Source organism: Consotaella aegiceratis (assembly GCF_036541425.1).
Taxonomy (GTDB): Bacteria; Pseudomonadota; Alphaproteobacteria; order Rhizobiales; family Rhizobiaceae; genus Consotaella; species Consotaella aegiceratis.
Genome location: NZ_JAZHFT010000009.1, coordinates 43818 through 63193, shown reverse-complemented (window position 1 = coordinate 63193; position 19376 = coordinate 43818). Strand labels below are relative to the sequence as shown.

22 protein-coding genes and 1 pseudogene are annotated in these 19376 nt (G+C 62.9%); 5 read left to right on the top strand and 18 right to left on the bottom strand.

What is annotated here, in order from left to right; genetic code table 11:
- Window positions 1-391: 391 nt before the first annotated feature.
- Window positions 392-1258: a flagellin gene (locus tag SMD10_RS08660; RefSeq protein WP_331685277.1), complete on the top strand. Its 867-nt coding sequence runs from the start codon at window positions 392-394 to the stop codon at window positions 1256-1258.
- A 310-nt stretch (window positions 1259-1568) separates the two neighbouring features.
- Window positions 1569-2435 (top strand): flagellin, encoded by an 867-nt coding sequence (locus tag SMD10_RS08655; protein WP_331685276.1) that lies wholly within the window; start codon window positions 1569-1571, stop codon window positions 2433-2435.
- 451 nt (window positions 2436-2886) lie between these two features.
- On the opposite strand, the gene fliP is transcribed toward SMD10_RS08655, so the two are convergent.
- From fliP to motA, 18 genes and pseudogenes are all read right to left on the bottom strand, one after another.
- On the bottom strand, window positions 2887-3669 hold the full coding sequence (gene fliP, locus SMD10_RS08650) for a flagellar type III secretion system pore protein FliP (protein ID WP_331685275.1): 783 nt from the start codon (window positions 3667-3669) through the stop codon (window positions 2887-2889).
- Window positions 3666-4226 (bottom strand): flagellar basal body-associated FliL family protein, encoded by a 561-nt coding sequence (locus tag SMD10_RS08645; RefSeq protein ID WP_331685274.1) that lies wholly within the window; start codon window positions 4224-4226, stop codon window positions 3666-3668. Before SMD10_RS08645 ends, fliP begins: the two co-directional genes overlap by 4 nt.
- 259 nt (window positions 4227-4485) lie before the next feature.
- A complete protein-coding gene (gene flgH, locus SMD10_RS08640; RefSeq protein ID WP_432757213.1) occupies window positions 4486-5193 on the bottom strand; it encodes a flagellar basal body L-ring protein FlgH in 708 nt (235 codons plus the stop codon).
- Window positions 5193-5831 carry a MotE family protein gene (locus tag SMD10_RS08635; RefSeq protein WP_331685272.1) on the bottom strand — a complete coding sequence of 213 codons (639 nt, stop codon included), beginning with the start codon at window positions 5829-5831 and terminating at the stop codon, window positions 5193-5195. Before SMD10_RS08635 ends, flgH begins: the two co-directional genes overlap by 1 nt.
- Window positions 5832-5851: 20 nt before the next feature.
- Window positions 5852-7039 (bottom strand): flagellar basal body P-ring protein FlgI, encoded by a 1188-nt coding sequence (locus SMD10_RS08630; RefSeq protein WP_432757211.1) that lies wholly within the window; start codon window positions 7037-7039, stop codon window positions 5852-5854.
- Window positions 7036-7536 (bottom strand): flagellar basal body P-ring formation chaperone FlgA, encoded by a 501-nt coding sequence (gene flgA / locus SMD10_RS08625; protein WP_331685271.1) that lies wholly within the window; start codon window positions 7534-7536, stop codon window positions 7036-7038. The genes SMD10_RS08630 and flgA overlap by 4 nt, the downstream gene beginning before the upstream one ends.
- A 2-nt stretch (window positions 7537-7538) precedes the next feature.
- A complete protein-coding gene (gene flgG / locus SMD10_RS08620) occupies window positions 7539-8321 on the bottom strand; it encodes a flagellar basal-body rod protein FlgG (RefSeq protein WP_331685270.1) in 783 nt (260 codons plus the stop codon).
- A gap of 115 nt (window positions 8322-8436) precedes the next feature.
- Complete coding sequence (gene fliE / locus SMD10_RS08615; RefSeq protein ID WP_331685269.1) at window positions 8437-8763, bottom strand: flagellar hook-basal body complex protein FliE; 327 nt, start codon at window positions 8761-8763, stop codon at window positions 8437-8439.
- A gap of 4 nt (window positions 8764-8767) precedes the next feature.
- Window positions 8768-9184 carry a flagellar basal body rod protein FlgC gene (gene flgC, locus SMD10_RS08610; protein ID WP_331685268.1) on the bottom strand — a complete coding sequence of 139 codons (417 nt, stop codon included), beginning with the start codon at window positions 9182-9184 and terminating at the stop codon, window positions 8768-8770.
- Between the two features lie 7 nt (window positions 9185-9191).
- Window positions 9192-9887, bottom strand: coding sequence for a flagellar basal body rod protein FlgB (flgB, locus tag SMD10_RS08605; RefSeq protein ID WP_331685267.1), 696 nt, complete (start codon window positions 9885-9887; stop codon window positions 9192-9194).
- Window positions 9823-10403: pseudogene (locus tag SMD10_RS25575) on the bottom strand (LD-carboxypeptidase). Before SMD10_RS25575 ends, flgB begins: the two are co-directional and overlap by 65 nt.
- Before the next feature lie 49 nt (window positions 10404-10452).
- A complete protein-coding gene (locus tag SMD10_RS08600) occupies window positions 10453-10893 on the bottom strand; it encodes a BspJ family T4SS effector nucleomodulin (protein ID WP_331685266.1) in 441 nt (146 codons plus the stop codon).
- 4 nt (window positions 10894-10897) lie between these two features.
- Window positions 10898-11986: a flagellar biosynthesis protein FlhB gene (gene flhB / locus SMD10_RS08595; RefSeq protein WP_331685265.1), complete on the bottom strand. Its 1089-nt coding sequence runs from the start codon at window positions 11984-11986 to the stop codon at window positions 10898-10900.
- 502 nt (window positions 11987-12488) lie between these two features.
- Window positions 12489-13532, bottom strand: coding sequence for a FliG C-terminal domain-containing protein (locus SMD10_RS08590; RefSeq protein WP_331685350.1), 1044 nt, complete (start codon window positions 13530-13532; stop codon window positions 12489-12491).
- A gap of 6 nt (window positions 13533-13538) precedes the next feature.
- The gene (gene fliN / locus SMD10_RS08585) at window positions 13539-13856 is read right to left on the bottom strand and encodes a flagellar motor switch protein FliN (protein WP_331685349.1); all 318 of its coding nucleotides are present in this window, start codon (window positions 13854-13856) and stop codon (window positions 13539-13541) included.
- A 114-nt stretch (window positions 13857-13970) separates the two neighbouring features.
- Window positions 13971-14372 carry a hypothetical protein gene (locus SMD10_RS08580; protein WP_331685264.1) on the bottom strand — a complete coding sequence of 134 codons (402 nt, stop codon included), beginning with the start codon at window positions 14370-14372 and terminating at the stop codon, window positions 13971-13973.
- Complete coding sequence (locus tag SMD10_RS08575; RefSeq protein ID WP_331685263.1) at window positions 14353-15306, bottom strand: FliM/FliN family flagellar motor switch protein; 954 nt, start codon at window positions 15304-15306, stop codon at window positions 14353-14355. The genes SMD10_RS08580 and SMD10_RS08575 overlap by 20 nt, the downstream gene beginning before the upstream one ends.
- 9 nt (window positions 15307-15315) lie before the next feature.
- A complete protein-coding gene (motA, locus tag SMD10_RS08570; protein WP_331685262.1) occupies window positions 15316-16188 on the bottom strand; it encodes a flagellar motor stator protein MotA in 873 nt (290 codons plus the stop codon).
- 141 nt (window positions 16189-16329) lie between these two features.
- Between motA and SMD10_RS08565 the strand changes: the two genes are divergently transcribed.
- The 3 genes from SMD10_RS08565 to fliI are packed head-to-tail and all read left to right on the top strand — an operon-like array spanning window position 16330 to window position 19190.
- Window positions 16330-17127, top strand: coding sequence for a DUF1217 domain-containing protein (locus tag SMD10_RS08565; RefSeq protein ID WP_331685261.1), 798 nt, complete (start codon window positions 16330-16332; stop codon window positions 17125-17127).
- A gap of 6 nt (window positions 17128-17133) precedes the next feature.
- Window positions 17134-17859 (top strand): flagellar basal-body rod protein FlgF, encoded by a 726-nt coding sequence (flgF, locus tag SMD10_RS08560; protein WP_331685260.1) that lies wholly within the window; start codon window positions 17134-17136, stop codon window positions 17857-17859.
- Window positions 17859-19190, top strand: coding sequence for a flagellar protein export ATPase FliI (fliI, locus tag SMD10_RS08555; protein WP_331685259.1), 1332 nt, complete (start codon window positions 17859-17861; stop codon window positions 19188-19190). The genes flgF and fliI overlap by 1 nt, the downstream gene beginning before the upstream one ends.
- Window positions 19191-19376: the final 186 nt, after the last annotated feature.

Sequence of the window (19376 nt, the reverse complement as noted above, 5' to 3'; positions counted from 1 at the left end):
GAAGTTTTCGGTCAATCCGCCATGACCGAAACACTAGATTTCTCTAGTTAATCATAAGTAAAAAACCACAACGCAAATCGTAATTAAATTAACTATTATTCCATTAACTTAGATTATATTACGCATACAAATATATAAAATAAGCTTCATATAATTACTATCGCTCTATATTTATTTATGTCTACATATGTTCATCGCATACAGATTGTTTGTGTAGCTTATAAAAATATAACTGACATGAAGTTTATCAAGAGTTATTTCATACCTTCAATTGTTATTTAAATAAAAATCGTCGGTAATTAAAATTGTATCTGTTTTATTCTGAGTTTTACGAATAGTTTTGAGTATCAATATCCCCGTCAGCAACGACAAGACATACGGGGAAAACAAAATGTACGGAATTACCACCAACTATGCTTCGACCGCCGCTCTGCGCAACCTGCAGTCGATCAACAAGTCGCTTGAGACCACGCAGGGCCGGATTGCCAGCGGCCTGAAAGTCGCCTCCGCCAAGGACGGCGCCGCCGCCTGGTCGGCCGCCACGGCCATCCGTTCGGAAATCTCGACCTACGGTACTTTGATCGATGATCTGGATTACTACAGCGCGGCAGCCGATACCGCTGCGACGGCCGCCGAGAGCATCGTCGACGCGCTGAACGACATCAAAACGGCGCTGACCAACTATCAGAACACGTCGGACACGGATGAACAGGACGCCTACGTCGACGAGATCGAGGCTGCGCAAGACACGATCATAGCGGCCTTGGCCGCCTCCACGACCGACAGCGTCGACTGGCTCTCCAACACCACCGCCATCTCCTTCAACACCGGCGTCGACAGCTCAGGCGGACTCCTGACCGACGGCTACACGCCCGGCGTCGACCTTGACGACGTGCTGACCAACACGGCGATCGGCGGCACCAATTCGCTGACCACCTTCATCACGACCTTTACGTCGTCCGACATGAGCTCCTCGAGCAAGATCGACGACATCGAGGACGCCATCGACACGGCCATCACCAACGCCACGTCGATCGCCACCGGGCTTGGCGCCATGGCCGATCGCATCGACTCCCACGAGACCTTCCTGCAGGCGATCTACGACATCAAGGAGAGCGCACTGTCCACTCTGGTCGACGCGGACATGGAAGAGGAATCGGCCAAGCTCTCGGCCTTGGAGGTTCAGCAGCAGTTGGCGATCACCGCCCTGCAGATCTCCAATTCGTCTTCGCAGAACATCCTCGCTCTATTCCAGTAAGCCCACCGGGACACGCCTTCCCCGTGGCGCGCTACCCGGGGACCACTTACTGGAACGCACCCTCGGCGATCTTCGCCGAGGGTGGCCAGCGTTTGGCGGCCCGTGGAGCCGCTCGGCCATGGTTGATTGTTCCTGACTGGCACACGCGCGATTTTCGCGAATCTCTTTGCGCTTTCCTAAATATAAATCTGGGCACCAAGCCAATACGACTGATTATATAAAATTATAACATTATGATAAGCTAGGTTTTGAATAAATATGACCTAGTAGTTTCCCGTCGATAACGACAAATCGGAACGGGGAAAATTAGATGTACGGCATTTCTTCTAACTACGCCGCCAATTCTGCACTTCGTAATCTGCAGTCGATCAACAGCGACCTCGAAACGACGGAGACCCGTATCTCCAGCGGACTGAAGGTGAATTCGGCCAAGGACGACCCGACGGCTTGGGCTGCCGGCAAGGCGATCAGCTCGGAGATGTCGACCTACGAGACGCTGATCGACGATCTCGATCTCTACAGCGCAGCCGCCGAAACCGCCTATACCGCGGCCGAGAGCATCTACGACGCGCTCGCCGACATCCAATCGGCGCTGACGAACTATCAAAATACCTCCGACGCCGACGAGCAGGCGGCCTATGTGGACGAGATCGAGGCCGCACAGTCGACGATCATCTCGGCTCTGGCGGCGTCCACGACCGACAACATCGACTGGCTCAATTCGACCAGTGCGATTTCATTCAATATCGGTGTCGACGGCAACGGCGATTTTCTGACCGATGGCTACACGCCCGGCGTCGATCTCGACGAGGTCCTGACCAACACGGCGATCGGCGGCGACGAAGGACTGACGACCTTCATCACCACCTTCACGGAATCGGACATGAGTTCGTCGGACAAGATCGACGACATCGAGGATGCCATCGAATCCGCCCTTTCGAACGCCTCGTCGATCGCCACCGGTCTCGGCGCCATGGCGGACCGGATCGACTCCCACCAGACCTTCCTGCAGTCGATCTACGATATCAAGGAGAGTGCGCTTTCCACTCTCGTCGATGCGGATCTGGACGAGGAATCGGCAAAGCTGTCGGCTCTCGAAGTGCAGCAGGAGCTTGCGATCACGGCGCTCTCGATCGCCAATTCTTCGAGCCAGAACATCCTCGCGCTCTTCCAGTAGGCTTCTCGGGAATCCGCACTTCCCCGTTGCGCATTTCCCGCAACAGCCTACGGAAGCACACCCTCGGCGATCCCCGCCGGGGGTGTTCTTGCTTTACGAGAACTTACTGTCCCGGGCGGAGTTTGGAAAAAATTTGTAATAGTTTTCAGCAGGATATTCAGATCTGGCGGGTATTGTCCGTCCCATAAGAGCCCAACAGGGCCGACCACAGGGAAAGGCGACAACGATGACGACCATGACGCAGATCATGCGACCCACTCCCCGCCAGGGGCGCCGCTCAGCTCTCGACCCGGCAAAGCTCACTCTGCTGTTGCCGTCACCGAGCCCCTCGGCGGAAGCCGTTCTCGAGCTGTTTCGATAAAAAACGGGGACGAAACAACTGGAGAAACAACAAGGCCGGCGCCCTCTTCGAGGATCGCCGGCCTTTTATTTTGGTCGAGCAGGAGTGCCTTCAGAAGAAGGATCTGACCAGCGAGCCGACAAGCATGTTCCAGCCGTCGATCAGGATGAAGAACAGGATCTTGAACGGCAGAGAGATGATGGTCGGCGGCAGCATCATCATGCCCATCGACATGGTGAGCGTCGCCACGATCATGTCGATGACCAGAAACGGCAGGACGATCAGGAAGCCGATTTCGAAACCGCGGCGCAGTTCGGAGATCATGAAGGCGGGGATCAGCACGCGGAAGTCCACCACCTCGCCCTCGCCGTCGCCCTGCTGCACCGGCTCGACGCGGCTGCGGCTGGTCGCCTCGGCGATGTCGTCGAACAGCGCCAGATCTTCGGCGCGCACCTGGCTCAGCATGAAATCGCGGAAGGGATCGGAAATCTGCTCGAACGCCTCCTGCTCCGTGATCTGATTGTCCAGCATCGGCTTCAGACCGTTGTTCCAGGCGCGATCGAAGGTCGGCGCCATGACGAAGAAGGTCATGAACAGTGACAGCGAGATCAGGATCAGGTTGGCGGGCGTCGTCTGCAGCCCGAGGCCGCTCCGCAGGATCGACAGGGCGATGACGATACGGGTGAACGAGGTCACCATCACCAGAAGGCCGGGCGCGATCGACAGCACCGAGACGATGCCGAAGAGCTGGACGATACGACCCGAAGCGGCAGCATCGCCGGCCGGAATGAGCGAGGCCAGGCTGTTCGCTGTCGAGGCGGCGTCCTGCGCCAGCGCGAGGCTTGGCACCAGCAGGCTCAGCAGGCACCCGAGGAGGAGCGAAGCCCTGTTCATTCGGCGACCATCGTCTCGATGATGAAGTCGAGCACGGCGGGCGAGCGCAGCTTGGCGCGCTCGGTCAGGTCTTCGCGAAGGTGCAGCAGGCCCCGCGCGCCCTGCAGCTGCGGCAGCTGGACGGTGCGCAGATAGGCGAGCATGTCACCGCCGATCCGCGCCGCCAGGACGTCCGGGTCCTCCACCTCGTTCTCGCGCACCACGATCGAGGCCTGCATGCGCAGCAGGACGGAACTCGGCGAATAGAGGTTGGTGACGATCGGCTCCAGCGGCACCAGCAGGATCGGCCCGGCCTCGGGATCGCCGCCATAGAGGCTGCCCGGCGCGGCGACATGGCCTTCGCTCGCGCCCGCTTCGGCGGTTCCCTCGGCCGCGGGCGGCGCCGGCGGCTCGCTGCCGCCGATCAGGAAGCCGATACCCGCCCCGCCGGCGACGGCCACGGCCGTCAACGCCACCACCGTCAGGATCATGGGCATGAGACTGCCGCTTTTCTTCGGCTTGTTCTCTTCCAGGATCGCGTTGAGGGCCTCAAGGCCGTCGGCACTCGTATCGGTCATCAGCCGAACCTTCTTGTGCTGGACAAGGCGAAGAGCGATTGCTCGGCCGGCTCGGCACAGCTGGGCGCACGATCCGGCCCCTGAAGCGATAGCCGGTCAGGCTGTTCCGAGACTTGCTTAACAAAGCGTTACCGGTGCCTGACGATCGTTACGGCACCCAGGGGTCAGCCACGCGACAGTCGGCGAGCGGCGCCCGGCAACGACAAGCCCGCGCGGCGGGTGCCGGCGCGGGCTTTTCCCAGTCCGGTCGAGCCGGCGATCAGTAAGGCGCGATGGCGTCGTAGATCTGCTGTCCCCAGCCGGGCTGCTGGACGTCGGTAATCCGGCCACGGCCGCCATAGGAGATCCGGGCTTCGGCGATCTTGTCGTAGAAGATCGTGTTGTCGGGCAGGATGTCGCGCGGCCGGATGATGCCGGCGATCGACAGCACGCGCACCTCGTAGTTGACCCGTACCTCCTGCTGGCCGCTGATGAACAGATTGCCGTTCGGCAGCACCTGGGTCACGACAGCGGCGACCGACAGGTTGATGTTCTCCTTGCGGCTGATGTTGCCCTTGCCTTCCATGTCCGAGCTGTTGTCGGCCGCCAGATCGAAGCTGAGCGGCCCGAAGCTCATATCTTCATACGACCCCTCGGCGCCCAAGCCGTTCGATATGTCCGATTCGCGGGATCGCTTGGTGTTGTTGTCGAGCGACGCCTTGTCGTTGATCACGATCTTGACGGTGACGATGTCGCCGACATTGAGCGCCCGCGGATCGCTGTAGAGAGCGGCGCCACGATCGTTCCAAAGCGAGCGGCCGACGATCGGCGCGGGCGCAGGATAGGCGACCTGCTGGGTGATCGGCGGCGTGACGACGCCGGAGCCGACCGGCGACATGCTCGGTTCGCGCATGAAATCTTTCGGTGGCGTCGAGCAGCCGGCCAGAAGGGCGACCGCGGTCAGCGCCAGGGCGCCTTTCGCCTTGATCACGACTGCTTCTCCGTGGTGAGCGACGGCGCGTCGGGGTCCATGGTGGTCTGAATGATCAGATTGGCCAGTTCGGCGGCCGTCTGCGCCGGCATCTCGCTCATGATGTCGCTGGCCGTGCGCGACTTCAACTTGACCAGGATCGCGGCCGCGCTCTTGCGGTCGATGCTGGTCAGCTGCGCCGCAGCGGCATCGGCCGGCATTTTGGCGTAGATATCAATAACGACCGGGCTGGCGCTGTCGATGAACTGCTGACGCTTCTGCAGCCAGTCCTGATACTCCTGGCGCTTGGCCTCGAGGTCGGCGATCCGCGTCTCGATCTGCTTTTCCAGCTCCTTCAGCCGTTCCGCCTGGATGACGTAGCGGGCGTCCTGGGCCTTGTCGGCGATGTTGAGGCAGTAGCGCTCGACCTCGCTGCCGTCCTGGCGCGCGGTTTCGACCGTTCCGTCCGCACCGATCCGGCGAACCTGCTGCACCGGCACCACGGCGGCCTCGTCGGCCTGGGCCGGGTTTTCCGTCTCCTGGGCCATGACTGTCGTCGAGCCCAGCATGAGCGGGACGGCCATCGCGATCAGCAGTGCCGAGGCGGCGGCGGCTGGCCGCACGGGCCGGGTGAGAATGTGGATCGGCTTCATCATTGATCTCATGTCCTGATGCATCATTCCACCACGAGATCGGCCTGCAGCGCGCCGGCAGTCTTGATCGCCGAGAGGATCGCGATGATGCCCGTCGGCTTCAGGCCGATCCGGTTCAGGCCGCGGACGACCGTGTCGAGGTTGGAGCCCTCGACAATGGCGAAGTTGCCGCCGTCCTGCTGCGCATCGATGACGGTTTCGGCGGTCACCGTGGTCTGGCCGTCGGAGAACGACGCGGGCTGCGAAACAGCCGGCAGTTCGGTGACGCGCACCGTCAGATTGCCGTGGGTGACGGCGACCGGCGAAATCTGCACCTCCTGGCCGATCACCACCGTGCCGGTGCGTTCGTCGATCACCACTCTCGCTGCCTGATCCGGCGTCACCGTGAGTTGGCCGATCTCGGCGATGAACCGCGTGCTGGAGATGCGCGCCGGGCGGGTCAGCTGGATCGTCCGCAGATCCTGCTCGCGCGCCACCGGCCCGCCATAGCATCGGGCGGCGAAGGCGTTGATCGTGTCGACCATGCGGATCGTCGTGGCATAGTCGGGATTGAGCAGCTGCATGGTGAGCATCGAGTCGTCGAAGGTACCCGGCACCTCACGCTCCACCAATGCGCCGTTGGCCACCCGGCCGGTGGTCGGCACACCCTGGGTCAAGCGCTCCGACTCGCCCTCGCTGGTGAAGCCCGTCACGGCCAGCGAGCCCTGGGCGACCGCGTAGATTTCGCCGTCGGCGCCATAGAGAGGCGTCATGACGAGGGTGCCGCCCATCAGAGAGGACGAATCGCCCATCGACGAGACGGTCACGTCGATCCGCGAACCGGCCCCGGCGAAGGCCGGCAGTTCGGCCGTGACGATGACCGCCGCGACGTTGCGGCTGCGCGGAGAATTCGAGCGGACGTTGACGCCCATGCGGTCGAGCATCGACTGGATCGACTGCTCGGTGAAGGGCGAGTTGCGCAAGCTGTCGCCGGTCCCCTGGAGGCCGATGACCAGACCGTAGCCGACGAGCTGGTTTTCGCGCACGCCCTTGACCGAAGTGACGTCCTTGATCCGCACGCCGCCGGTGCTGGCCGGCATGTAGGACGCCGCGCAGGCCGAAGTGGCACTCGATCCGGCGCGGTAGGAGGATCCCGCCAGGTCCGCGCCCTGGGAGGGGACGTTCAGAAGGGCCAGAAAGGCCAGGGACAGGCCGAAGGACGTCGCTTTCATCGTGCGCTCACCTCGATGGATCCATCGCTGGCGGCCATGCCGACGATCACGACGCCGGTGTCGGCATTGCGCACGCGGATGACCTCACCCTCGGCCGCAGACTGCAACGGCACGCCGAGGCTCGTGATCATCAAACCGCCGTCGCGATAGACGATGGTCGTCGGCACCCCGGCCTTGACCACATCCGGCGTCGTCAGATCGGCGAGCATGATCGGCTTGTTGGGCAGAAGCGTACGCCGGGCGATCTTGCCTTCCAGCATCTCCTCCTCGATCGCGTAAGCCGACAGCCGGTCGCCGGGCACCCGGAATCGCCTGTGGTCCATCACCTTGTCGAGAACGACCTGGCCCGGATAGACCACGGCGTTCGGGACCGGCAGGTCGATGTCGGCCGCGAAGGCGCGCAACGGCACCAGGAGAAGCAGCAGCGCCAGGACCGCGACCGCGCAGGCGTAGACGATCTGCAGCTTCGTTCCGGACGAGGCGAGCGGACGGTTCATGATCAGCGAATACCCGTGGAGACGACGCCGGACATGTCGTCGGCCGCCTGGATCACCTTGGAGTTCATCTCGTAGGCGCGCTGGGCCGAGATCAGCTCGGTGATTTCCTGCACCGGATCGACGTTGGAATCTTCCAGATAGCCCTGGTTGATCGTGCCGAAGCCGGGGTCGCCGGCAATGCCGGCCACCGGCGCGCCGGACGCCGCGGTCTCCTTGAACAGGTTGCCACCCTGTGCCGCGAGGCCGGCCTCATTGGCGAAGGTGACGAGCGTCAACTGACCCAGTTCCTGTTCGACTCCGTCGACCGTGGCGTAAACCTGACCCGACGAATTGACGCTGACGGCGGTCGACTCGAGGGGAATATTGATCGCGGGCTCGACTGCCAGGCCATCGACCGTCACGAGTTGTCCCTGATCGTTGGTGTTGAAGGCACCGTCGCGGGTATAGAGGATATCGCCGCCCGAACCCTGGATCTGGAACCAACCCTGGCCGCTGACTGCGAGATCCAGCTGGTTGCCGGTCTGGGTGAAGGTGCCCTGGATATTGACCGAGCGAATGGCGGCCGTGCGCACGCCGAGGCCGATCTGCGCGCCTTCGGGAACGACAGCCTCGCCGCCGCGGGCCGGCACGCCCGCCAAACGTTCCACCTGATAGAGAAGATCGGTGAACTCGGCGCGCGAGCGCTTGAAACCCGTCGTGTTGACGTTCGCGATGTTGTTCGCGATCACCTCGACATTGGTCTGTTGGGCGCTCATGCCGGTGGCGGCGATGGCAAGTGCTCTCATCGACTATTCCTTCCCGCGAACGGGTCCTTTACGAGTTGGGCTCGCCGAAGCGCCGGACCTGACGGCCGCCAGCTATCGACATTGGATCGGAGGCGACCCTGACGCGGCAGAGGCGTCAGATCGCCATCCGCGAGACTTCCTGATAGGCGGCGATCACCTTTTCGCGCAGCGCGACGGCCGTCTGCAGTGTGCGCTCGGCCTCCATCACGGCATCCACGACGGCCTGGGTCGAGGCCTCGCCCTTGACGCCCTGGATCGAGACCGCTTCGGCCTGCTTGAGCGAGCCGACCGCATCGGAGGCGACCTGGGACATGATCTCCGAGAAACTGGCCGGCTGCCCCAGTTGCTCGGCAGTCGGCGTGGAAACGCCGCTGGCCCCCATGTTGGTATCGATGCGGGTGGTATCGAGACGCGGAAGCGCGGCACCAATGGCTGAAATCATGGAATCAGCTCCTCAGGAGATCGATGGTCATGTTGATGAGCTCGCGAGCCTGCTTGATGACCTGCAGGTTGGCCTCATAGGATCGGTTGGCCTCGCGCATGTCGGCCATTTCCACGAGCATGTTCACGTTCGGCAGCTTCACGTAGCCGTCGGCGTTCGCGGCGGGATTGCCGGGATCGTATTCGGTCTGAAACGGCGTCAGGTCGTTGCCGATGTCGCCGATCTTGACCATTTCGCTGCCGGACAGCGCGTCGAGCTCGCTCTCGAAGGTCACCGTCTTGCGGCGATAGGGATCGGAGCCGGGCGTTTCGCCCGTCGACTGAACGTTGGCGATGTTCTCGGACACCACGCGCAGGCGCGTCGACTGTGCTTCGAGACCACTCGAGGCGATCTTCAGTGACGAAATGATCGGATCGGACATGGCGGAATCAGCCCTTGACGGTCGACATGAACATGCTGTGGAAGGCTTTCACGATGGAGGTGTTGAGCGCGAAGTCGCGCGACACCTCGCCCGCCTTGAGCATTTCCTGCTCCAGCGTGACGGAGTTGCCGGAATGCAGCACATCCCAGGCATCCTCGCCGGTTTCTTCGACGTCCACGCTGCGCCCGCCCGCGCTGACCAGGTGCAGCGGGCTCGAGCCGCTCATTTCGAGCCGGGTCGTCTCCATGACGTCGGAGAAGGGCTTGATATCCTTCGACGTGTAGCCGGGCGTGTTCGCGTTCGCGACGTTTTCCGCAATCACCGTCTGGCGGTTGGAAAGCCACTCCGCCCGGCGGGACGCGACACCCATGAGGTACATTTGATCCATCGACGCCTCCGCCGTTCTTGTCGTAACGAGGCAAGAACTAACGGCAGGCGCTTGTCTGAAACTTGAGCAAGACAGCATCCGAGCACTGTAAGTGCCGCAGCGGACTTTCAGCCGACCGTGTATTCGACGGATCAGCTCGCGGCGGGCGCAGTCGAGGATGGTGGGCGGACCCAGCGGCACCGCCTTGGCCTCTTCGCCGTGCCCGAGCGGCAATTCGCCCAGGACCGGGTCGCCGGGAGGCGCCAGGTGTTCATGCAGACGATCGAGAAGGGTGAGCGAGCCGATCAGAGCGAAGTCGGTGAACTGTTCGACCAATGACGCCCCGGTTTCGCGTTGTCAAAAGGTCGCGTAGCGGCGATTCGGGGGTCCAATCCTCGTCACGAAGCGCGCCAAGCAGGCCGCCACCGACACCATTTTTCCAAATCGCCATGTGGGGGATGGAAATGTCGCTGAACCCGACGACAAGCTTCGGATCCCGCTTCGCTGCGGCGAAGTCCAGGCGGTCGCGATCCGATAGGCCCCCTTGCCGCCGCGCGTGGCGAAGATGGCCCGAACGTCCAGATCGCGCAGGGCCGAGTCGAAATCGGATGGACGCTTGTCGTCGGTGCCGGTCCGATCATGCCGCTTGCGAAGACAGTGGCGCTGAAATCGACGCCGAATCCCCAGCCTCTCAGACGCTCTGCCGCGGCTTCCACGTCCTTGCGGCGCGGCGAGTTCGCCGGCGAGACAAACCGGATGAGATCCCCTCGACGCAGGGGCGCCGGCATGACGATCGTGCGGTGCCGTTCGGGTTCCATGCCCCAGGCTGACACCCCGGCCGCCAAAGATCACGCGGCCAGACCCGCATTCTCACAGCCGCTCGCGCGACGCGGCCGCGATCTCAGACGACGTCGACGAAGGTGCGCGGCTTCAGCTTGGCTGCCGCGATCGCCTGGCGCAGATGGTCGGTCGTCTGTTCCTCGTCGAGATCGGGCGCCGCCTCGATATAGCTGATGTCGACCGCGGCGTTCACCGCCCCGAGTTCCAGGCGGAAATGCACCGTCACCGGCTCGTGCCGGAAAGTCAGATCGAGCATGATGACGGGAACCGAACCCCAGGAGATTTCGACATCGCCGCCATCGGCAAAACGCAGGGCACCCGGCTTCATATGAAGCTCGCTCGACGAGCGTACGATGTCGGCGATGTTGCCATACTGGTTCATGCGCAGAAAGGCGATGTAGTCCACCACCTCCACGAGCCGCAATTCGGCGACGATCTCCTGGATGCCATCGGCCAGAATGCGTTCGCGCGCTGCCGTATGTCGGTTTCGGATATCAAGCATACCGCTAGCTCGCTGTCGCTCCCACCGGCGCTCCGGTGCGTGAGTAGAGATAGTATATGATTTCGGCGACAGCTTTGAAGAACTGCGGCGGAATCATCTGGTCGATCTGGACATGGTCGTACATGGACCTTGCCAACAGCTTGTCTTCGATCACCGGAACGTCATTCTGCTCGGCGATTTCGCGAATCTTCAGCGCCACCAGGTCGGTGCCCTTGGCAACGACGACCGGCGCGCCACCCTCTTCGCGACGATAGCGCAACGCAATGGCGTAGTGCGTCGGGTTGGCGATGACGAGCGTGGCCTGCGGCACCGCCGCCATCATCCGCTTGCGGGTGCGCTCGCGGGCGATCTGGCGCTGGCGCGCCTTGACCATCGGGTCGCCCTCGGCCTGCTTCAATTCGTCCTTGATCTCCTGCTTGCTCATCTTCAGGTCGCGCCGCCAGTGCAGGCGCGACAGAAGAAGATCGGCCGCGACCAGCAGAATCGTCGCGATCGACACGCCGGCCAACAGCCGCATGGCAAGCGTGAGAATCGTTTCCGGCAGGAGGAGCGGGTCGGAAAACATGGCGTTCAGCATCGTGACGAGGTCGGAAGACAAGAGCATCCCGACGACCACGCCAATGGTGACGAACTTGAACACCGACTTGCCGAATTCGGTGAGGCCGCGCACCCCGAAAATCCGGCTCCAGCCCGACTTCGGCGAAATGTTCGAAACCTTCGGCCGGATTCGCTCGAAATTGATCTGCGGTGCGTTCTGGGAGACCGAAGCGATGATACCGCCGGCCAGGAACAAGGCGGCAGCGGGCAGGACGAAGCGGGCCATTTCGAGGCCGAGCACGTGAAGCAGATGAAGCGCATCGATCCCGGTGTCGAGATCCCACTGCGTGGGGTTTTCAAAAGTGGTCTCCAGGCCAAGGAGCAACCGGCCGCTACCTGGCCGCGCCTGAAACACGATGAACGCCATCGCAGCGACGAGCGAGGCGAGGATCGGCGCTTCCTTTGAGAACGGCAGATTGCCCTTCTCGACAGTGTCGCGGATCTTCTTCTCTGTCGGTTGCTCTGTTTTGCTGTCCTTGTCCTCAGCCTCCGCCAAGCTCAGCCTGCCTCGTTCCCGGTTAACATTTCGGCACTTTGTTCGCTATATCCCGACTTATCGTCCGATATTTGGCGCTTTGGCTCCGGCCGTCTCGATTCTGCGGCCGATGGTCCAGTGCTTTTGGTGCCGTCATTCCGAAGTCCGCGGGCGGCGGTTGCGGACTTCGGAATAATGACAATCGCAGGTTTTCGATCCCTCCGGGCGTTCAGCCCCATTGCTCCACACGGCTGACCGGACGGCTGACCTCCAAGACCTGCCCTCTCTCGGCGTGCTGGCCGGACCGGGCTTGCGAACCGCCGTCAGGATCGATGGGGCCGGTTTGAACTTTCGATCCTGTCGCTCTCGGGCGATTCGTTTCTTCGCCCAGGACCCGCGGAGGATCATGTCGCCGCAGCCGCCGTCATTTGCGACCGACGGCCTGCGGACGGATCGAACCGTCCCGTCGTGCGGCCGCGTTTCCCGCATCCCCGGACGGCCGCCCCCCCCCCCGAGGATCAGGCTATTCTTCGCTCTCTTCCGGCATGCGCAGGATCAGCTTGCCCTCGGCGGCCAGGTTCAGTGCGGTCCTGGAAATCGTGCGGCGGGCTGCCGACACGTCGTTGGCCGCCATGTCGTTGTTCTGCCCGAGTTCGGCCTCGACCATGCGCCGGGCACGGGCGCCGAGCGCCTCGAGCACCGCCGTCTTGATGTCCTCGTTCGCGCCGGCGAGGGCGAAGATGACGGTCTCCGTCGGAATGCCGTCGAACAACACGAACCGCGACTTGAGCGGCAGGTTCGGAATGTCCTCGAACGCGAACAGCAGGTTCTTGAGCGAGGCCGCGTCCTTCGGCTGGGTGGCGGCGATTGCCTCCAGGAGCTCGTCCGCCTGACGCTTCTCCATGCGGTTGGCGATTTCGGCGAGCACCGTGTACTTGCCGCCGCCGCCCTGATCCTGGGAGGAGAGCAGGTTGAGCCGGAGCTGGGTTTCCAGCGCCATGCGCACCGGCACCGCGAGCTGCTTGACCGAGAGCATGCGGCGCATGACCTCGTGCCGGAACACCGGCTCGAACTTCACCACGAGCGCGGTCGCGATATCGGCGTCGAGCTTAGCCAGGATCACCGCGACGACCTGCGGATGCTCCCGCTTGAGCGTCGCAACCAGGGCCTCCTTGTCGAGCTTTTCCAACTCGCTCCAGACCGACGCCGCATTGGGATCGAATGCCGGGGTCTCGTCGTCCTCGGCATCGTCGTCGAGGATGGTCGCAAGCTCCTCGGGCGACAGCGCCGACTTCAGCAGTTCCTTCATCTGCTGTCCCGGTCCCGAAAGGCCGGGGCCGGTCTTCAGCGCCTCCTGGAACTCCTCCACCAATTCGTCGAGCTGCGCTCTCGATACCGGCTCCAGATCGACGGCGCTTTCGCGGACCGCGCGGATCTCGTCCGGCGTCAGATGTTTCAACAGCTTCGCCGCACCCGGGGCGCCGAGCGTCAGGAGCAGAATGGCGGCGCGAGCCGCCCCCTGCGGGGCCGGCGCCATCCGACTTTGAGTGACGTAGGTGGTGGCCATCTTCAATTAGGCCGCAACGCCTTTGGCGCGATTCTGCGCCGTGGGGGTGACGATCTCGGTCAGGGTGATGCCGAAGCGCGATTCCTCCTTCTCCAGCACTACGATCTCGCCGCGCGCGACGGTGCGCCCGTTGACGATGATGTCGACCGGCTCGCCGACCTTGGAGTCCAGCTTGACCACCGCGCCACGACCCAGCTTGACCAGATCGGCGACCGGCATCACGGCCTTGCCGAGAACCACCTGCATCGTCACGGGGATGTTCATGATGATGCCGATGTCCGGCTTGCCGTCGGTCTCTGCGACGGCCTCGGGAGCATCATCCATCTCCTCGACCGAGGCATCGTCCATATCGAATTCGGGCGTGCCCATGGGCAGATCGTCTTCTTCCACCGGTTTATCCCTGTGATTTGGTTGATGTTGGAAGCCCCTCGGGGCGGCTTATGCGTTCTGGTCTACGATCCGGGGCTGGTGCGAAACCGGAACGGACCGCGTCGTCTCGCGCGTCGCCCAAGGTCCGGGCACGACCGTCGGACGCGGACCGCCGGATTGTCCGGCGCAGTGCCAGTCGGCCCGCTCGATCAGATCTTCCAGCCGGTCGGCGAGGACCACCGCTTCGGCGCCGCGCGTCTCCAGCGCCCGCAGGGCCTGGAGCCCCTCGTGCTTGAGGCTCACCACCGTGTGAGCTGCCTTGTTGATGGTGCGGTCCGTCTCGTCGAGCGCCCGCTTCAGATCGCTGCCCGCATCGCGCAGCTTGCGCAGCTCGCGCGACATGGTCACCGTGCGCCAGCTGGTGAACGTCAGCGCGCCGAGCAGCACGACATCAATGAGATAGGATATCATCGATGAACTCCTCCGTCGGGTCGATCTTTTCCTCGATGCGCACGACGTAGAACTCGCGCGAGCGGCCGACGCGACCGCGGAACAGGCGCTGATCCTCGCATTCGATCGGGATCAGGCTCTGCATCGTCTCGTCGAGCAGGATGGTCTGGCCGACCTTGAAGTTGGCCACCGTCTCCAGCGAGATCGACTTCTCACCGAGCAGCGCGCGGATCTGCATGTCGGCCTTGCCGAGGCCCGCCTGGATCTCGCGGCTCCAGGTTTCGTCCGGCGTCGAGGTCTCGACCTTCGGCACGCTCGTCAGCTTGCGGCGGTGGAAGCCGAGGAAGCTTTCCGGAATCGCATAGCGCAGGACGCTCTTCATCGCCCCGAATCGCAATTCGAAGGAAACGATCACATAGCGGACCTTGTCGGGCGGCAGCGCGTTGGCCAGCGCGTCTCCGATATCGTGCTCGATCAGATGACCGCCGAGCGCCAGCTGCATGTTGGCAAGCTTGGAAAAGGCGTGCGTGGCGCTGCGGCTGAAGGTCTTGAAGACCAGTTGCACGAGATTGCGGTCGATGTCCGTCAGCGTTCTGCCGGAGGGTTCCTTGCCGGCCCCCTCGCCACCGAACAGCGCCTCGCTCAGGAGATCGACGAAGCTGGCGTCGGCCAGGACGAACCCGGCCTCGTTCCACACCGGCGAGCGCACGATTTCGGCCTGCGCGGCCTGGGCATAGTCCTTCGACGACTTCAAAAAGGTCGTCGTCGACATGCTGACGAGTTCCACCTGGAGAGGCGAGACGCAGAGCTTCCTCATCGCCGTGAGCGCGTCTTCGGCCCATTCTTCGGCGATGGCCTTCAGTCGGGGCAGACGGCCGGGCTCCACTTCGTTGGCCGAACGAAGCCGCGCGCCGATGTTGCCGGAGGTGATGATGTCTTTCGCGGGAGCAGCCATGATCGAGACTTACGCAGCCTGGGCAGCGCTGCCGCCGCCGATGGTTTCGGTTTCGACCTGGTCGATGGTCGGACGATCGTTGGCCGAGATGGTCTTGCGACCATATTCGAGCGCGACCTGCGGCATGGCGCCGTTCATGTAGGCGATCAACGTCGACTTGATGATGACGTACATGCGCACCCGCTTTTCGCGCACCGACTTCACCTTGCCGGCGATCGGCCCGATCACGCCATAGGAGAAGAAGATGCCCGCGAAGGTGCCCACCAGAGCGGCACCGATCAGGTGGCCGAGCACCTCGGGAGACTGGTCGAGGGCGCCCATGGCCTTGATGACGCCGAGCACGGCGGCGACGATGCCCAGCGCCGGCAGGCCGTCGGCGACTTCCTGAAGCGCCGCCTTCGGCTTCAGCGTGTCGCGGGAAATCGTCTGAATTTCCTCCTCCATCAGCGATTCGATCTCGTGCGGCCGAGCGTTGCCGATGATGATGAGACGGCAGTAGTCGCAGATGAAGTTGGTCATCAGCGTGTTCTTCATGACATTCGGGAATGCCTGGAAGATCTCCGACTCCTGAGGGCTGTCGACATGCGCCTCGACCTCGCTGCGCGACTTGGAGCGCATCTCACGCATCAGCTGGTGCAGGATGCCCAGGACATCGAGATAGTCACGCTGTTTGGGCGCGGCGTTCTTGAACGCCTCCATGATCGCCTTGCCGGTATCCTTGACCACCTTCATCGGGTTGGCGACGAGGAAGGTTCCCAGGGACGATCCCAGGATGATGACGTACTCGAAGGGCTGGACGAGCACTTCCAGATGTCCGCCCATCGCGGTGTAGCCGCCAAGCAAGCAACCGAGCGTAACGACGAGTCCGATGATGATGCCCATCAGGGGGACCTCTTCTTCTGTCTGATAGCAACCCTGAACTAGAAAGATCGGCTTGCGCGGACCTGACTGCGGGGCCGCCAGCCTGGCGCAAGTTCGATTGTCGATGGTCCAGCCAACGCACGCCAACGCTGGAACTGTGCCATGCTCACCGCCTCACTCAATTACCAGATCATCTCGCGCAATCTTGAGAAGACTCTGGAGAATACCTCGCAAAAGCCGGCTGTCGAGACCGCGACCGAAAAATTTCGCGCTAGCCTTTCAAGCATAAAAACAGTCGACGACTTTATGGCCAGCGACGAAGTCTATCAGTATGCCGTAAAAGCATACGGACTTGAGGACATGGCCTATGCGAAAGCCTATATTCGCAAAGTCGTATCGGAAGGTGTCACCGACAGCGACAGCTTCGCCAACAAGCTGACTGACAGTCGTTATAAAGCGTTGGCGTCGGCCTTTACTTTCGACGAGGACGGCAACGCGACCTTCGACGCTTCCACGCTGGAGCAAACGGTCGTCGACAAATACACGCGCCAAACACTGGAAGAGGACGCCGGCGACCAGAACGAGGGAACCCGGCTGGCGCTCTATTTCCAACGCAAGGCCGAGGCGGGAGAGATCACCAGCGCCTACTCGATTCTGGCGGACGAGGCGCTGCTGGAAGTTGCTCAGACGGCGCTCGGCTTCGATTCCTCCACGGGCTCGATCGATATCGACAAGCTTGCCGATATGTACGGCGACCGCATCGACATCGAGGACCTGCAGGATCCTGAGGAACTGGACAAATTCCTGAAACAGTTCCTCGCCATGTACGACATGGAGAACGATTCATCGAGTACTGCCGCGAGCAATCCGGCTGTCCAGGTGCTGACGGGCAGCGCCACCACTCTCGGGCTCGATTCGAGCCTGCTCCTCACCCTCCAGACACTCCGCTCGAAAGGGTAATTCCTTATGCAGTCCGCCCTTCCGGTAGCACTGTCCGCGCAGATTGCGTTGGAAAAGCGACTCGATACCATCGCCAACAACGTCGCGAACTCCCGCACCGTCGGGTTTCGTTCCGAAGAGGTGAAGTTCGATACGTTCATCTCGCAAGCCGGGGCGAACCCCGTGGCCTTCGCCTCGCGAGGCGACACCTTCCTGTCGACACAGGCCGGCGAACTCGTTCAGACCGGCAACACGCTCGACATGGCCGTCTCCGGCGATGCCTGGTTCGCCTATCAGGGCCCGAACGGACCGGTCTACACCCGCGACGGGCGCATGCGCATCAACGAGCAGGGTGACGTGCAGACGCTCAACGGCGAAGCCTTCCTGGATGTCGGCGGGGCACCGCTCCTGGTCGATCCGGCGGCCGGGCCGATCGCCATCGCGTCCGACGGCATGATCACCCAGAACGGCGCCCAGATCGGGGCCGTCGGGCTGTTCCAGATCCCGCCGGATGCCAACCTCAGTCGCGCCGGCACCTCGGGCGTCGTCCCCGACATGGCTGCGATTCCGCTGCTCGACTTCGCCGATGCCGGCGTCATGCAGGGCTTCGTCGAGCAGGCCAACGTCAATCCGGTCATGGAGATCACGAAGCTGATCAGCGTGCAGCGGGCCTTCGAGAGCGCCGCCAATCTGATCGAAAAATCCGAGCGGTCGCTCGATGACGCCGTGAAAGATCTGGGAGAGACCTCATAATGAGCGACTTTGCGGAGCATGATGCTCCCGCTGCGCTGAACGCGCCCTGCCTCGAGATCTACGGCCATATCGTCGACGTCTCGGCCCAGGCTTTTCGTGTCGCAGGCCTGTCCCCTTTCGTTCGATTGGGCGATTGCGTCGCCTGCCCCGGCGCGGGCGGCGACGAGATCGGCGAGGTCGTCCGCATCGAGGAATCGACGCTGACGGTCAAGCCGTTCGCCAACAAGTTCACCCGCGGCGTCAAGGCCAAGGCCCGGCGCATCGGCCCCCTCACCATCTCGCCCGCCGAAAGCTGGAAGGGGCGCACGGTCGATGCCTTCGGCGTCGCCTGCGACGGACTGGAGCCGATGGAACAGGGCCTGGAGGAGCGCGCCACCGACGCCTCGCCGCCGCCCGCGCTCAAGCGCGGCCGCGTCAAGGAGCCGGTCAAGACCGGCGTCAAGGTAATCGACATCTTCACGCCGCTGATCAAGGGCCAGCGCCTCGGCGTCTTCGCCGGCTCGGGCGTCGGCAAGTCCACCTTGATGGGCATGCTCGCGCGGGCCAAGGGATTCGACACCGTGGTCGTCGCGCTGGTCGGCGAACGCGGCCGCGAAGTGCGCGAATTTCTCGAAGAGACGATGGCGGGCCAGCTGTCGAACGTCATCACGGTGGTGGCGACCGGCGACGAGAGCCCGATGATGCGCCGGCTGGCGCCGAAAACGGCAGTGACCATCGCCGAATTCTTCCGCGATCGCGGCGAGAACGTGCTTCTGATCGTCGACAGCGTGACCCGCCTGGCGCACGCCGCCCGCGACGTGGCGCTCGCCGCCGGCGAGCCGCCGGTCTCGCGTGGCTATCCGCCCAGCGTATTTTCCGAACTGCCGCGGCTTCTGGAACGGACCGGACCAGGCCTCGAAGGATCGGGCACCATTACCGGCATCTTCTCGGTGCTGGTCGACGGCGACGATCACAACGACCCGATTGCCGACGCCATTCGCGGCACGCTCGACGGCCATATCGTGCTCGACCGTGCGATCGCCGAACAGGGGCGCTTCCCGGCCGTCGACATGCTGAAGTCGATCTCGCGCCTGGCCGAACTCGCCTGGCAGCCGCAGGAACGCGAACTGGTGACGCGGCTGAAGTCGATGATCTCCCGCTTCGAGGACACTCGCGACCTCAGACTGCTCGGCGGCTATCAGCGCGGGGCCGACGGCGCCTTGGACCAGGCGGTCGACCTGGTACCACACGTCTATTCGAGCCTCGTGCAGCGCCCGCACGAGCCGGTCGGCGAGTCGCCGTTCGACGAACTCAGCCGCAAACTGAAGCAGAGCATGGCGGTCGCCGCATAGGCGGCCGCAATCCGGCCCAACGATTGGCGGCCGTCGCGGAACCGGACCTGCGGCGATCCGACACGCCGAGAACCCGATGCAGGTCGAGCTGCCGGCCTTCGGCGTCTCCACCCGCATGCCGCGCCATTGATGCAGCGAAAGCACGGCAAAAAATCGTTTCGCATGGAATGAACGTTCAGTCTTGTT

Excerpts from the sequence above, each read along its gene's own strand:
- flgC (WP_331685268.1), bottom strand. The coding sequence starts at position 9,184 with ATGTCCGATCCGATCATTTCGTCACTGAAGATCGCCTCGAGTGGTCTC.
- SMD10_RS08565 (WP_331685261.1), top strand. The coding sequence starts at position 16,330 with ATGCTCACCGCCTCACTCAATTACCAGATCATCTCGCGCAATCTTGAG.
- SMD10_RS08590 (WP_331685350.1), bottom strand. The coding sequence starts at position 13,532 with ATGGCCACCACCTACGTCACTCAAAGTCGGATGGCGCCGGCCCCGCAG.
- fliP (WP_331685275.1), bottom strand. The coding sequence starts at position 3,669 with ATGAACAGGGCTTCGCTCCTCCTCGGGTGCCTGCTGAGCCTGCTGGTG.
- SMD10_RS08580 (WP_331685264.1), bottom strand. The coding sequence starts at position 14,372 with ATGATATCCTATCTCATTGATGTCGTGCTGCTCGGCGCGCTGACGTTC.
- SMD10_RS08655 (WP_331685276.1), top strand. The coding sequence starts at position 1,569 with ATGTACGGCATTTCTTCTAACTACGCCGCCAATTCTGCACTTCGTAAT.
- flgA (WP_331685271.1), bottom strand. The coding sequence starts at position 7,536 with ATGAACCGTCCGCTCGCCTCGTCCGGAACGAAGCTGCAGATCGTCTAC.
- SMD10_RS08575 (WP_331685263.1), bottom strand. The coding sequence starts at position 15,306 with ATGGCTGCTCCCGCGAAAGACATCATCACCTCCGGCAACATCGGCGCG.
- SMD10_RS08630 (WP_432757211.1), bottom strand. The coding sequence starts at position 7,039 with ATGAAAGCGACGTCCTTCGGCCTGTCCCTGGCCTTTCTGGCCCTTCTG.
- SMD10_RS08660 (WP_331685277.1), top strand. The coding sequence starts at position 392 with ATGTACGGAATTACCACCAACTATGCTTCGACCGCCGCTCTGCGCAAC.
- SMD10_RS08645 (WP_331685274.1), bottom strand. The coding sequence starts at position 4,226 with ATGACCGATACGAGTGCCGACGGCCTTGAGGCCCTCAACGCGATCCTG.
- motA (WP_331685262.1), bottom strand. The coding sequence starts at position 16,188 with ATGGGCATCATCATCGGACTCGTCGTTACGCTCGGTTGCTTGCTTGGC.
- fliI (WP_331685259.1), top strand. The coding sequence starts at position 17,859 with ATGAGCGACTTTGCGGAGCATGATGCTCCCGCTGCGCTGAACGCGCCC.
- flgG (WP_331685270.1), bottom strand. The coding sequence starts at position 8,321 with ATGAGAGCACTTGCCATCGCCGCCACCGGCATGAGCGCCCAACAGACC.
- SMD10_RS08635 (WP_331685272.1), bottom strand. The coding sequence starts at position 5,831 with ATGATGAAGCCGATCCACATTCTCACCCGGCCCGTGCGGCCAGCCGCC.
- fliE (WP_331685269.1), bottom strand. The coding sequence starts at position 8,763 with ATGATTTCAGCCATTGGTGCCGCGCTTCCGCGTCTCGATACCACCCGC.
- SMD10_RS08600 (WP_331685266.1), bottom strand. The coding sequence starts at position 10,893 with ATGCTTGATATCCGAAACCGACATACGGCAGCGCGCGAACGCATTCTG.
- fliN (WP_331685349.1), bottom strand. The coding sequence starts at position 13,856 with ATGGATGATGCTCCCGAGGCCGTCGCAGAGACCGACGGCAAGCCGGAC.
- flgF (WP_331685260.1), top strand. The coding sequence starts at position 17,134 with ATGCAGTCCGCCCTTCCGGTAGCACTGTCCGCGCAGATTGCGTTGGAA.